This is a genomic window from Micromonospora sp. SD19 (assembly GCF_054462275.1).
Map to the genome: position 1 here is coordinate 345,118 of NZ_JBTLMN010000003.1, position 12,439 is coordinate 357,556.

Annotated in this window: 13 protein-coding genes and 1 pseudogene; 7 read left to right on the forward strand and 7 right to left on the reverse strand. The window is 72.9% G+C overall.

Annotated features, from left to right (window positions below; translation table 11 throughout):
* Nucleotides 1-16: 16 nt before the first annotated feature.
* Nucleotides 17-565, forward strand: a complete 549-nt coding sequence (locus tag ACX27O_RS14030; protein ID WP_030337402.1) for a hypothetical protein — start codon at nucleotides 17-19, stop codon at nucleotides 563-565.
* Between the two features lie 19 nt (nucleotides 566-584).
* Here the strand turns inward: ACX27O_RS14030 and ACX27O_RS14035 are convergent, their stop codons facing one another.
* Entirely contained in the window at nucleotides 585-1,274 is a 690-nt protein-coding gene (locus tag ACX27O_RS14035; protein ID WP_030337404.1) for a metal-dependent transcriptional regulator, read from the reverse strand.
* 100 nt (nucleotides 1,275-1,374) lie between these two features.
* Between ACX27O_RS14035 and ACX27O_RS14040 the strand changes: the two genes are divergently transcribed.
* The 3 genes and pseudogenes from ACX27O_RS14040 to ACX27O_RS14050 all read left to right on the forward strand — a co-directional run bounded on the left by ACX27O_RS14040 (nucleotide 1,375) and on the right by ACX27O_RS14050 (nucleotide 6,046).
* Nucleotides 1,375-2,235, forward strand: a complete 861-nt coding sequence (locus ACX27O_RS14040; RefSeq protein ID WP_458939539.1) for a sulfurtransferase — start codon at nucleotides 1,375-1,377, stop codon at nucleotides 2,233-2,235.
* Nucleotides 2,236-2,283: 48 nt separating this feature from the next.
* A complete protein-coding gene (locus ACX27O_RS14045; protein ID WP_358128390.1) occupies nucleotides 2,284-3,465 on the forward strand; it encodes an acetoin utilization protein AcuC in 1,182 nt (393 codons plus the stop codon).
* Nucleotides 3,462-6,046 (forward strand): annotated as a pseudogene (locus ACX27O_RS14050) (bifunctional acetate--CoA ligase family protein/GNAT family N-acetyltransferase). Before ACX27O_RS14045 ends, ACX27O_RS14050 begins: the two are co-directional and overlap by 4 nt.
* A gap of 10 nt (nucleotides 6,047-6,056) precedes the next feature.
* Here the strand turns inward: ACX27O_RS14050 and ACX27O_RS14055 are convergent.
* Nucleotides 6,057-6,464 (reverse strand): VOC family protein, encoded by a 408-nt coding sequence (locus ACX27O_RS14055; protein WP_210860333.1) that lies wholly within the window; start codon nucleotides 6,462-6,464, stop codon nucleotides 6,057-6,059.
* Nucleotides 6,465-6,572: 108 nt separating this feature from the next.
* Nucleotides 6,573-7,589 (reverse strand): RNA polymerase sigma factor SigB, encoded by a 1,017-nt coding sequence (gene sigB / locus ACX27O_RS14060; RefSeq protein ID WP_030337412.1) that lies wholly within the window; start codon nucleotides 7,587-7,589, stop codon nucleotides 6,573-6,575.
* A gap of 229 nt (nucleotides 7,590-7,818) precedes the next feature.
* Between sigB and ACX27O_RS14065 the strand changes: the two genes are divergently transcribed.
* On the forward strand, nucleotides 7,819-8,607 hold the full coding sequence (locus ACX27O_RS14065) for a sporulation protein (RefSeq protein ID WP_030337414.1): 789 nt from the start codon (nucleotides 7,819-7,821) through the stop codon (nucleotides 8,605-8,607).
* Between the two features lie 123 nt (nucleotides 8,608-8,730).
* Here ACX27O_RS14065 and dtd read toward each other — a convergent pair whose 3' ends face one another.
* A complete protein-coding gene (gene dtd / locus ACX27O_RS14070; RefSeq protein ID WP_030337416.1) occupies nucleotides 8,731-9,153 on the reverse strand; it encodes a D-aminoacyl-tRNA deacylase in 423 nt (140 codons plus the stop codon).
* Nucleotides 9,153-10,637, reverse strand: coding sequence for a DUF7782 domain-containing protein (locus ACX27O_RS14075; RefSeq protein WP_458939540.1), 1,485 nt, complete (start codon nucleotides 10,635-10,637; stop codon nucleotides 9,153-9,155). The genes dtd and ACX27O_RS14075 overlap by 1 nt, the downstream gene beginning before the upstream one ends.
* Nucleotides 10,638-10,732: 95 nt before the next feature.
* Here ACX27O_RS14075 and ACX27O_RS14080 point away from each other — a divergent pair, with 95 nt between their 5' ends.
* The gene (locus ACX27O_RS14080; RefSeq protein ID WP_358128416.1) at nucleotides 10,733-11,317 is read left to right on the forward strand and encodes an HhH-GPD-type base excision DNA repair protein; all 585 of its coding nucleotides are present in this window, start codon (nucleotides 10,733-10,735) and stop codon (nucleotides 11,315-11,317) included.
* 3 nt (nucleotides 11,318-11,320) lie between these two features.
* On the opposite strand, the gene ACX27O_RS14085 is transcribed toward ACX27O_RS14080, so the two are convergent.
* Nucleotides 11,321-11,632 carry a hypothetical protein gene (locus ACX27O_RS14085; RefSeq protein WP_030337420.1) on the reverse strand — a complete coding sequence of 104 codons (312 nt, stop codon included), beginning with the start codon at nucleotides 11,630-11,632 and terminating at the stop codon, nucleotides 11,321-11,323.
* Nucleotides 11,633-11,646: 14 nt separating this feature from the next.
* Nucleotides 11,647-11,934: a hypothetical protein gene (locus ACX27O_RS14090; protein ID WP_124771959.1), complete on the reverse strand. Its 288-nt coding sequence runs from the start codon at nucleotides 11,932-11,934 to the stop codon at nucleotides 11,647-11,649.
* Between the two features lie 103 nt (nucleotides 11,935-12,037).
* Here ACX27O_RS14090 and ACX27O_RS14095 point away from each other — a divergent pair, with 103 nt between their 5' ends.
* Nucleotides 12,038-12,397, forward strand: a complete 360-nt coding sequence (locus ACX27O_RS14095) for a DUF3099 domain-containing protein (protein ID WP_458939541.1) — start codon at nucleotides 12,038-12,040, stop codon at nucleotides 12,395-12,397.
* Nucleotides 12,398-12,439: the final 42 nt, after the last annotated feature.

The following is a 12,439-nucleotide window of genomic DNA, read 5'->3' on the forward strand; positions in this document are numbered from 1 at the left end:
GGCGAGAGGGTGGAATGTGCGCGGGCGGATCGTGGTCGCCGGGTTGGCCGGGCTGCTGGTGAGTGGCTGCGCCGACGAGGCGCAACCGGTGACGGCACCGCCGCCGGTGCCGACCGCTGTGGACGTGGCGGCGGCCTCCTCGGGCGGCGCCTGCCGACTGCTCGACTTCACGGTGATCGAGCAGGTGGTGAAGACGCGCTTCGACGTGGCGGCGTCCAGCGAACAGGGCGACACCCACACCTGTGTGGTCCGGGCCGCCGGTGCGACCCTGCCGGAACTGACCCTCAGCGTGACCGAGACCACGATCGACAAGACCAGCTTCGGCGCGGACGTGGTGCCGGACAAGGCGGCGAAGATCACCGGGCTGGGTCAGCAGGCGTACAAGCGGACCACCGCCGCGGCCAGCGGGCGGGGACCCGTCGCCGAGGTGGGCTGGCTGGCCGGCGACGGACGGCTCGCCACGGTGAGCTGGACCGCGGCCCGTGGCAGTGAGCGCTCGGCGGTGGAGAAGCTCACCGGCGACCTTGTCGCACTGGCCAAGAAGGTGGACACCCGGGCGCTTTGACGCCCGGGCCCACGCCCGATCAGCTGGCGGCGACGAAGACCCGGGAGGCGACCTCGCGGGGCAGCCGCACCCGGTCACCGGAGCGGTCGATCGACACCCCGTCGCGCTCCTGGGCCACCGTGACCGTGGCGCCCGGGTCGACACCGGCGGCGTGCAGTTGGCGCAGCACGTCGGCGTCCTTCTGCACGCTCTCGCAGATCCGGCGCACCACGACCGGACCGGAGAGGCCCGGGAAGGCCAGGTTGCGCTCGCCCTCGGCGGCCTCGGTGGTCTCCGCCGCCGGCGAACCCAGCTCCTGAAGCCCCGGGATCGGGTTGCCGTACGGGGAACGGGTCGGCCGGTTGAGCAGGTCGTACACCCGCTTCTCCACCGCGTCGCTCATCACGTGCTCCCAGCGGCAGGCCTCCTCGTGGGCCTCCTCGTAGGGCATCCCGATGACGTTGACCAGCAGCAGCTCGGCGAGGCGGTGCTTGCGCATCACCGACACCGCGCTGCCGCGCCCCTGGGGGGTGAGCGTCAGGTGCCGGTCTCCCTCGACGGTGAGCAGGCCGTCACGCTCCATCCGGGCGACGGTCTGGCTCACGGTGGGGCCACTCTGCTGCAGCCTTTCGGCGATCCTGGCACGCAGCGGTGGCACCCCCTCCTCTTCCAGTTCAAGGATGGTGCGCAGGTACATTTCGGTCGTGTCGACCAGGTCGTGAGACTTCATAAGGTCAGCGGCCCTCCGGTGCACGATGCTACCTCGGTGGCGGGCCGGCGACCGCCGCCGAACCGCGTGCCGTCTCCGCGAATGGTGTTGGATGGTCGCCATGTCCGGTACCCAGCAGCCGTTGGTCGAGGTCGACACCCTCGTCGCCGAGCTCGACCAGGCCGATCCGCCCACCCTGCTCGACGTGCGCTGGCGGCTCGTCGGCCCGCCCGGCCGCGACGACTACCTCGCCGGCCACCTGCCCGGGGCGGTCTTCGTCGACCTGGACACCGCGCTCTGCGGGCCCCCCGGCGCCGGCGGTCGGCACCCGCTGCCCGACCCGGCCGCGTTGCAGGCGGCGCTGCGGGCCGCCGGCGTCCGCGCCGGTCACCCCGTGGTGGTGTACGACGGCGGCGACGGCCTGGCGGCCGCGCGGGCCTGGTGGACGCTGCGCTGGGCGGGGCACCGTTCGGTGCGCCTGCTGCACGGCGGCTACCCGGCCTGGGTCGCCGCCGGCCGGCCCGTCTCCACCGACGCGCCCGCCGCACGCCCCGGTGACGTCGTGGTGCGCCCCGGTGAGCTCCCGGTGCTGGACGCCGGACAGGCCGCCGCGCTGGCCGCCGCTGACGACGCCGTGCTGCTCGACGTACGGGCGGCGCCGCGTTACCGGGGCGAGGTCGAACCGATCGACCCGGTGGCCGGGCACGTGCCGGGGGCGGCGAACCTGCCCGCCGGGGAGTACGTCGGGCCGGACGGCCGCTTCCCGGCCGCCGAGGTGTTGAGCGAGCGGTTCGCCGAAGCCGGGGTGACCGGGGGGCGGGCCGTCGGGGCGTACTGCGGCTCGGGGGTGACCGCCGCGCAGGCGGTGCTCGCGTTGCACCTGGCCGGTCGCACGGACGCCGCGCTCTACGTTGGATCGTGGAGCAACTGGGTGGCCGACCCGGCCCGGCCGGTCGCCTCCGGGTCGACACCAGGCCACTGACCAGCGCGTGCGGTGGGCCGGCGCCCGTCCTCGTGCGACGATGGGCTCATGTCCGACGACACGGTGGTGGTGTGGGACGAGTCGCTGCTCGCCTACGACATGGGTGACCATCCGCTCGACCCGGTCCGGGTGGAACTGACCTTCGCGCTCGCCCGCGAGCTGGGCATCCTGAATCGGCCAGGGGTGCGGGTGGTCAAGCCGGAGCCCGCCGACGACGCACTGCTCACCCGGGTGCACGAGCCGGCCTACCTCGCCGCGGTACGCAACGCGCCGCGTGACCCGCTCTTCGCCGGTTACGGGCTGGGCACCTCCGACAACCCGGTCTTCGAGGGGATGCACGAGTCCAGCGCGCTCATCGCCGGCGCGACGGTGGCCGCCGCCGAGGCGGTCTGGCGCGGCGACGCCCGCCGGGCGGTGAACGTGGCCGGCGGGCTGCACCACGCGATGCGCGCCCGCGCCGCCGGCTTCTGCGTCTACAACGACCCGGCGGTGGCCATCGCCCGGCTGCTCGACCTGGGCGCCGAGCGGGTCGCGTACGTGGACGTCGACGTGCACCACGGCGACGGGGTGCAGGACATCTTCTGGAACGACCCGCGGGTGCTGACGGTCAGCGTGCACGAGACCCCGCTGGCGCTCTTCCCGGGCACGGGTTTCCCGGACGAGACGGGTGGGCCGGGCGCGCAGGGCACCGCTGTCAACATGCCGTTGCCGCCGGGTGTCGACGACAGCGGCTGGCAGCGCGCGTTCCACGCGATCGTGCCGTCGGTGCTGCGCGCGTTCCGCCCGCAGGTGCTGGTCAGTCAGTGCGGCGCCGACGGGCACCGACTGGATCCGCTCGCCGACCTGAACCTGACTGTCGACGGGCAGCGGGCCACCTACCTGGCGATGCGGGCGCTGGCCGACGAGTTGTGTGACGGCCGGTGGGTGGCCACCGGCGGCGGCGGGTACGCCCTCGTCGAGGTGGTGCCCCGGGCCTGGACCCACCTGTTGGCGGTGGCCACCGGTGATCCGATCGACCCGGCCACCCTCACCCCACCCGCGTGGCGGGACCTGGTCGCCTCCCGGCAGCTGGGCCGGGAGGTGCCGCTGCGGATGACCGACGACGCCGACCCGTCGTACGAGCCGTGGCAGCCGACCGGCGAGCCGAACGCGGTGGACCGGGCGATCGCGGCCACCCGCAAGACGGTCTTCCCGTTGCTCGGGCTCGACCCGCACGATCCGCGGGACTGAGCCGGGCCGGGGGAGGGCTGTTCCGGTGACGACCGTGGGCCATCCGGTCGACGTGCTGCTCAGCGACGGCAGCACCGTCCAGTTGCGACCGATCGAGCCAGCTGACGCGCCCGGCATCGTGGCGATGCACAGCCGGTTCTCCGAGCGCACCCGCTACCTGCGGTACTTCTCGCCGTACCCGCGCATCCCGGAGCGGGATCTGATCCGTTTCGTCACCGTCGACCACCACGACCGGGAGGCGTTCGTGGTGCTGGCCGCCGACCAGATCGTCGCTGTGGGCCGGTACGAGCGCCTCGGCCCGCAGGCTCCCGAGGCGGAGGTGGCCTTCGTGGTGGAGGACGCCTACCAGGGTCGCGGCATCGGCTCGGTGCTGATGGAGCACCTGGCTGACGCGGCCCGCCGCAACGGCATCATGAGCTTCGTCGCGGAGGTGCTGCCGGCCAACGGGACGATGCTGCGGGTCTTCGCCGACTTCGGCTACCAGGTCCAGCGCGAGTACGCCGACGGCGTGGTCCACCTGAGCTTCCCCATCGCGCCCACCGAGGCCAGCCTGGAGGTGCAGCGCGGCCGGGAACACCGCACCGAGGCCCGCTCGATCGCCCGACTGCTCGCCCCGCGCGGCATCGTCGTCTACGGGGCCAGCGCCACCGGTCAGGGCGTCGGCGCGGCGGTGCTCGGGCACCTGCGCGACGGCGGGTTCACCGGTGCGGTGGTGCCGGTGCATCCGAGCGCGTCGACAGTGGCGGGCCTTCCCGCGTACCCCTCAGCGGTGGACGCGGGCGTCCCGGTGGACCTGGCGGTGGTGGCGGTCCCGCCGGAGGCGGCGACAGCGGTGGTCGCCGACGCCGCCGCCGCAGGGGTGCACGGCCTGGTGGTCATCTCGGCCGGCTTCGCCGAGGCCGGCCCGGAGGGCGCGGCCACGCAGCGCGCGCTGGTCCGCGCGGCGCACGCCGCCGGCATGCGGGTCGTCGGCCCGAACTGTCTCGGCGTGGCCAACACCGACCCGACGGTACGCCTCAACGCCACTCTCGCCCCGGCGTTGCCGCCGGCCGGTCGGGTCGGCATCTTCAGTCAGTCCGGTGCGTTCGGGGTGGCGTTGCTCGCCGAGGCGGACCGGCGCGGCCTCGGGCTGTCCAGCTTCGTCTCGGCCGGCAACCGGGCCGACGTCTCCGGCAACGACCTCCTGCAGTACTGGCAGGACGACACCGGCACCGACGTGATCATGCTCTACCTGGAGACCTTCGGAAACCCCCGCAAGTTCGCCCGGCTGGCCCGACGGATCGGCCGCGCCAAACCGGTCGTCGCGCTCGCCTCGCCGGCCCGCCCGCCCGGGGTCGGCGACGCCGCCGGGCCGGACGAGGTGGCGGTGGCAGCGCTCTTCGCCCAGTCCGGGGTGATCCGGGTGGACACCGTGCCGGAGCTGCTCGACGTGGGTGTGCTGCTCGCCAACCAGCCGTTGCCGGCCGGCGGCCGGGTCGGTGTGGTCGGCAACTCCTCCGCCCTCACCGGGCTGGCCGCGACCGCCTGTGTCGGGCAGGGCCTCACCGTCGCCGACGGCTACCCCCGCGACGTGGGGCCGAGCGCGGGTGCCGCCGAGTTCGCCGCCGCGCTCGCCGAGACGGCCGCCGACGACCGGGTGGACGCCCTGGTGGTGGTCTTCGCCCCGCCGCTTCCCGGCCAGCTCACCGCTGTGGACGCCGACGTGACAGCCGCACTGCCGGACGCCCTCGCGCTCGGCAAGCCGACAGTGGCGACGTTCCTGGTCGGGCGGCTGCCGCCGGGGGTGCCGGCGTACGGCGGCGTGGAGGAGGCGGTCCGCGCGCTCGCCCGCGCGCACCGGTACGCCGAGTGGCTTCGTCGCCCGCCCGGGGTGACGCCGGAGCTGCCCGGTCTCGACCGCGCCGCCGCGCAGGCCGCTCTGCGGGCCGACGCCGCCGACGCGGGTGCGCTGCTGGCCGCGTACGGCATCGACGTGGTGGCCTCGGTGTCCGTCGACTCGGTCGACGCGGCGGTCGACGCGGCGGCGCGGCTGGGCTTCCCGGTGGCGCTCAAGGCGGCCGCCCCCGGGCTGCGGCACCGGCTGGACCTCGGCGCGGTCCGGCTCGACCTGCCCGACGAGCCGACCCTCCGTCGCGCGTACGCCGACCTGGCGGCGACCTTCGGCGCGGACGCGCTGGTCCAGCCGATGGTCGCGCCCGGGGTGGCCTGCGTGGTGGAGGTGGTGGAAGATCCGGCGTTCGGGCCGGTGGTCGGGTTCGGCCTCGGTGGGGTCGCCACCGAACTGCTCGGCGATCGAGCCTGGCGGGCGGTGCCGCTGACCGACCGGGACGCGGCCGAGCTGGTCGACGAACCCCGGGCCGCGCCGCTGCTGCGCGGGCACCGGGGGGCCGCGCCGGTCGACCGGGCGGCCCTGGTCGACCTGCTGCTGCGGGTGGGTCAGCTCGCCGACGAGCAGCCCCGGGTGCGGTCGCTGACCCTCAACCCGGTGCTCGCCCGCCCGGACGGCCTCTCGGTCCTGCACGCCCAGCTGGGGGTGGGTGGCGTGGTCGCCCGCCCGGACACCGGCCCCCGCCGCCTGTGAGCGTGCCCGCTCAGGCGCGGCTGGAGATCTGCTGGACGCCCCAGGTGTTGCCGTCCGGGTCGGCGAAGAAGACGAAGCCGACATTGTCCAGTGGGTCCGGGACCGGCCGGGGGTTCTGACCGACCACCTGGATGTCGCTGACCTCCACACCTCGCCCGAGCAGTTCCTCGTGGGCCCGCCGCAGGTCGGGCACCACCAGTTGCAGGCCCTTGAGTGAGCCGGGCGGCATCTCCGGGACGACACCCTTACCGATCACGATCGAGCAGCCGGAGCCGGGCGGGGTCAACTGGACGATGCGCGCCTCGTCGCTGATCACCGTGTCGTGGTCCACCGTGAAGCCGAGCTGGTCGGCGTAGAACTTCTTCGCCCGGTCCACATCGGAGACCGGCACGATCACCACTTCAAGCGTCCAGTTCATCGTTGCTCTCCTCGCCTCGTCGGTCGCGGATCGGTGTCCCAGTCAAACACCCCGACAGCACGAAAGGCCCCGGCGAACCGCCGGGGCCTTTCGTGGGAACCGGGTGCGTCAGCAGGCGTACGCCTCCAGGCGCTGAGCCCGCTCCGGGGCGCGCAGCTTCAACAGCGTGACCTTCTCGATCTGGCGGATCCGCTCCCGGGACAGGCCGAACTCGCGGCCCACCTCGTCCAGGGTGCGCTGCCGGCCGTCGTCCAGGCCGAACCGGAGGCGGATGACCGCCTGCTCCCGCTGGGACAGGGTGGAGAGCACGATGCTGACCTCGTTGCGCAGCTCACCCTGGGCGGCGGCGTCGCCCGGCTCGGTGCGCGGGTCCACCGAGGCCACGAAGTCGCCGAGGGCGCTCTCACCGTCGTCGCCGACGGCCTGGTCCAGGCTGACCGGCTCCCGGTCGTAGGAGATCAGCTCGATGACCTGGATCTCGGGGATCTCCAGCGCCCGGGCGACCTCGGCGACCGTCGGTTCGCGGCCCAGCGTCACCGCCAGTTCGCGGCGGGCCCGGACCATCCGGTTGACCTGCTCGACCATGTGCACCGGGATGCGGATGGTGCGGGCCTGGTCGGCCATTGCTCGGGTGATGGCCTGTCGGATCCACCAGGTGGCGTACGTGGAGAACTTGTAGCCCTTGGCGTAGTCGAACTTCTCGACCGCCCGGATCAGGCCGAGGTTGCCCTCCTGGATCAGGTCGAGAAACGCCATGCCCCGGCCGGTGTAGCGCTTGGCGATGCTGACCACCAGCCGCAGGTTCGCCTCCAACAGGTGGTCCTTGGCCGCCCGACCCTCCGCGACGATCAGCTCCAGGTCGGCTCGCAGCTCCGCGGAGACGGGGATGCAGGTGGCGAGCTTCTCGTCGGCGAACAGGCCGGCCTCGATGCGCCGGGCCAGGTCGACCTCCTGCGCGGCGGTCAGCAGCTTGGTCCGGCCGATCCCGTTGAGGTAGGCCCGGACCAGGTCGGTGGAGATGCCGCGCTCGTCGGTGGCGTCCAGGTCGGCAAGGGTCTCGGGGGCCCCGTCAGTGTCGATCGTGGTGGTCGGGCGCGTCCGGTGTTCCGTCATCTGCAGGACCATCTCTGTCTCCCCGTTTCCACATCTGTGCCGTGTGCCCGGCCCAGTGGTGCCGGTGTGACAACAGCTTGGCGGGCGGGGCGTAAAACGGGAGTGAGGCGATCGGGCACCCGACAGGAATTGGGTCGGATCGCTGGTGCGGTGTGTCGTCCCGCTGTGTGGTTGCCCGGCCCGGCTACGTTGCGGACGGCCGGCCACCGCTGGTCGGCCGAGAACGACAGAGGAGGACGGTGTGGTCTTCAAGCGGCTCATGAAGGCGATGGGCGTCGGCGGTCCGTCGGTGGAGACGGTGCTGGCCAACCCGAACTGCCGCCCCGGCGGCCAGCTGGAGGGCCGCATCCAGGTGCTCGGCGGTGACCATCAGGTCGACATCGACCACGTCACCCTCGGCCTGGTCACCCGGGTCGAGGTCGAGAGCGGCGACAACGACTACGACACCAGTCAGGAGTTCCACCGCCAGCAGGTCACCGGCGCGTTCCGGCTGGAGCCGGGGCAGCGCTACGACATCCCGTTCCGGTTCGACGTGCCGTGGGAGACACCGGTCACCGAGCTGTACGGACAGCACCTGCACGGGATGACGATGGGCCTGCGTACGGAGCTGGAGGTCGCCCGCGCGGTCGACAAGGGTGACCTGGACGCCGTGGTGGTGCACCCGCTGCCGGCACAGGAGCGACTGCTGGACGCGCTGCTGCGACTGGGCTTCCGGTTCGCCCGCGCCGATGTGGAGCGTGGTCACATCTACGGCGTACGCCAGACGTTGCCGTTCTACCAGGAGATCGAGTTCAATCCTGCGCCGCAGTACGCCCGCTCGATCAACCAGTTGGAGGTCACCTTCATCGCCGACGCGCAGCAGATGCAGGTGGTGCTGGAGGTCGACAAGCGCGGCGGTGTCTTCACCGAGGGCCGCGACGCGTTCGGCCGGTTCACTGTCGACCACGCCACCGCCGACCGCACCGACTGGACCGCCGAGCTCGACAACTGGCTCCGCCAGTCCCTGACCCGCCGAGGCCTCTTCTCCTAACCCCAACCCACCCCCTCCCGGCCGCTTCTCTGCGGTGATCAAGAGGTTTGCGTCAGATTTTGCCCGTGGTTTGACGCAAACCTCTTGATCACCGGGCTCGGCGGGCTGAGGGTGGGGTGCGGGTCAGAGGTCCAGGAGGAGGGTTTGGGGGCCTATGTTGGTGCTCTCGACCAGCATGTGGGTGCGGAAGCGGCCGGTCTCCACCTTGGCGCCGCGTTGCCGTAACGCCTCCACGACCGCCGTGACCAGCGGTTCGGCCACCTCGGCGGGGGCGGCGGCGGTCCAGCTCGGGCGGCGGCCCTTGCGGACGTCGCCGTAGAGGGTGAACTGGCTGACCACCAGGATCGGCGCGCCGGTGTCGGCGGCGGACCGTTCACCGTCCAGGATGCGCACCTCGTGCACCTTGCGGGCCATCGTCTGGGCGGTCTGCTCGGTGTCGGTGTGGGTCACCCCGAGCAGCACCAGCAGACCGTTCTCGATCGCGCCGACCACCTCGCCGTCCACCGTCACGCTGGCCTGCCCGACGGTCTGCACCACCGCGCGCATCAGGCGCTCACCGGCTCAATGAAGCCCCGCTCCACCAGGTGCGCCACGATCGGGCCGGCGGCCTCGGCCATCTCGTCGGGCTCCACGTCGTGTGCGGCGGCGAGCAGGGCGAGCTGGTCACGCAGCGGCAGTCGGCCGTCCGCGCCACCCACCAGCGCCAGCACCAGCGGGTCGATCTCCTCGGTCCAGCGCAGGCCGTGCGGCATCGCCAGGACCTGCCGGTCCACCCCCCAACCCTCGTCGCCCATGGTGGCCTCCTGTCGCAGCTGGAGGCCCTCGGCGGCCCGGTAGCGCTCGGCGAGCAACGCCTCGGTGTCGCGTACCCGGAGAAAGTCCTGGCGGTCGAACCAGGCGGCGACCTGGTCGCCCAGCGGTGGCTGCACCCGCTGGCGCAGGTCCTCCACCCGGACCACCGGGTCGGCGTGTCCGCCCCGGCGCACTGACACGATGCCGAAGCCGATTCCCTCCACCTTGTGCGCGTCGAACCAGTCCAGCCAGGCGGCCATCCGCTGCGGGTCGGCGGTCTCGCCGACGTCGGTGAGCCACAGGTCGACGTACGCCATCGGGTCGGCCACCTCGCGCTGGATCACCCAGGCGTCCAGGCCGGTCCCGACGAACCAGCCGGCCACCCGCTCGTCCCACGCCTCGCCGGCGACGTGCACCCAGTTCGCCAGGTACTGCATGGTGCCGCCCTCGGTGAGCAGGCCCGGGGCGGCGGCGGCCAGTTCGGCGCCGATCGCGTCACCGACCCGCCCGGAGTCGCGGTAGACGTGCGTGGTGGTGCCCGGGCCGACCACGAACGGTGGGTTGCTCACCACCAGGTCGAACCGTCGGCCGGCCACCGGGGCGACCAGGTCGCCGCGGAGCAACTCCCAGTCCTGACCGTTGAGGGCGGCGGTGGTCGCGGCGAAGCGCAGCGCCCGCTCCGAGAGGTCGGTGGCGGTCACCGACCTGGCGTGGGTGGCCAGGTGCAGGGCCTGGACGCCGGAGCCGGTGCCCAGGTCCAGTGCGGTGTCGACCGGCCGGCGCACGGTCGCGCCGATCAGGGTGTGGGTGGCCCCGCCGATGCCGAGGACGTGCTCGGCGTGCAGCGGGCGACCCGGGCGGGCGCTGGCCGGGACGTCGGCGAGCACCCACCAGTCCTCCCCGTACGGCTCCAGGTCGACGCCGGCGCGCAGGCCGGCGCCGTACCGCTCGACCAGCCCGCCGGCCAGGGCCTCGGCCACGCTCAGCGGTGCGAGCGCGGTGGCCACCGCCGCCTCCGGCTCGGTCTGGTCGCAGATGAACACCCGGATCAGGGTGTCCAGCGGGTCGCCGTCCTCGGTGGCGCGCAGCGCGGCCCGGTAGTCGTTGCGGGAGACCGCGGCGGTCGCCTGCGCGCCGAGCCGCTCGGCGATGCCGTGGCTGGTGAAACCGGTCCGGGTCAGCGCGGTCCGCAGCGCGTCGACGCCGGCGGGGGAGAGCAGCATGTCGTGTTCGTCCACCCCGACATCCTGCCTCCCGGTGCGTCCCGGGTCAGCGTCACCCGCCGGTAGCTGTCGGAGCGTCGGTGTCCACCCGGATCGGTGCGCCGGGCAGGATGGTCCGCATGACGCTCGTACTGCCCATCGACCCGGAGGCCAACCGGCTGCTGGAGCGCAGCCCGCTGGCCCTGCTGGTCGGCATGGTCCTTGATCAACAAGTCTCGATGGAGAAGGCGTTCTCCTCGCCGTACGTGCTGGCGCAGCGGCTCGGTCACGACCTGGACGCGGCGGAGCTGGCCGGGTACGACCCGGAGGCGCTGGTCGCGCTCTTCGCCCAGCCGCCCGCGCTGCACCGGTTCCCGAAGGCCATGGCGGCTCGGGTGCAGGAGGTCTGCCAGGTGCTGGTGGAGCGCTACGACGGTGACGCGGCGCTGCTCTGGGCGGAGGTCGCGGACGGGCCGGAACTGCTGCGCCGGGTCGCCGCGCTGCCCGGCTTCGGCAAGCAGAAGGCGCAGATCTTCGTGGCCCTGCTCGGCAAGCGGTTCGGGGTGACCCCGCAGGACTGGCGGAAGGCGGCCGGGGACTACGGCGACCCGGGCGCGTACCGGTCGGTGGCCGACGTCACCGACGCCGACTCGCTGCGCCGGGTGCGGGAGTTCAAGCAGCAGATGAAGGCGGCGGCCAAGGCTGCGGGGGGATGACCCTCAGGCTGCGGTGGGGTGCGCCAGCGAGGCCAGCGCGCGCCGGACGTCGGCCAGCGAGACGGTCGCCGAGTCGTCCAGGTCGGCCAGGCCGGCCTCGATCCACTGGCGCATCAGCGTGGTGACCCCGATGCCCCGGGCGTCGGCGGCGGCGCGGACCCGCTCGTAGGTGTCCAGCGGCAGCCGCACCGAGCGGCTCACCATCGGCACGTCGGTGTCGGGGGTGGGCAGGTCCACCGCCGGGCTCTCGTCGATCAGGTCGGCGATCCGGTCGTCGCCGCCGTGGAACTGCTTGGTCGCGTCGTTACGGTGCATCGTCACGGCCCCCCTCATCGGCGGTCTCTCCGTACGGCTTCGTCGTAGCGCTTGGACTCGACGTCGCTCAGCTCGCGGGCGGAGAGGATGTCCCAGTCGTTGTCGGTGCCATCGGCTTCGGCGAGCAGCACGGCCAGTCGGCGGCCCCGGCGGGCGGCGGCGTAGACCACCATCACGTCGTCACCCAGATGGCGGATGACCCGTCGGGCGCTGTGCAGCGCCTCCCAGACTTCCCCGGGTGTGACGTCGTAGACCCTCAGGTTGGCCAACGCCTCGTCGGTGAAGCTGAACCTGCTGCCCACGCCGGGAGCGTACCACGCACGTAACACGCGACGGGATGACTCGAAGTTCGCTGATCACGGGCCTGCGGTGACAGGATGAGGCGTAACCCCCTCGAGGAGGTCCATGGTGAAGCGTCAGGCGTACCAGCCGATTCTGATCACCGACGCCTCGCGCAGCCAGGACGATCAGCTCAACAGTCGCCAGCGCCGCTATGTCCTCATGATGGGCATCCGGGTGCTGTGCATCATCGTCGGCGCGATCCTGGTCGGTGCGAACGCCCCACTGCTCTGGCTCTGGCTGCCGCTGTGCGGCCTCGGCATGGTGCTCATCCCCTGGCTGGCCGTGCTGCTGGCCAACGACCGGCCGCCGAAGGAAGAGCATCGGCTGGCCAACCGGTTCCACCCCCGCCAGCAGGACGACACCCCGCCGATGAGCCTCACCTCCGAGGAGCGCCCGCACAAGGTCATCGACGTCGAACCCTGACCCGCGAGCGGGCCAGGGTTCGCCCGGTCCGGGCCGTACCAC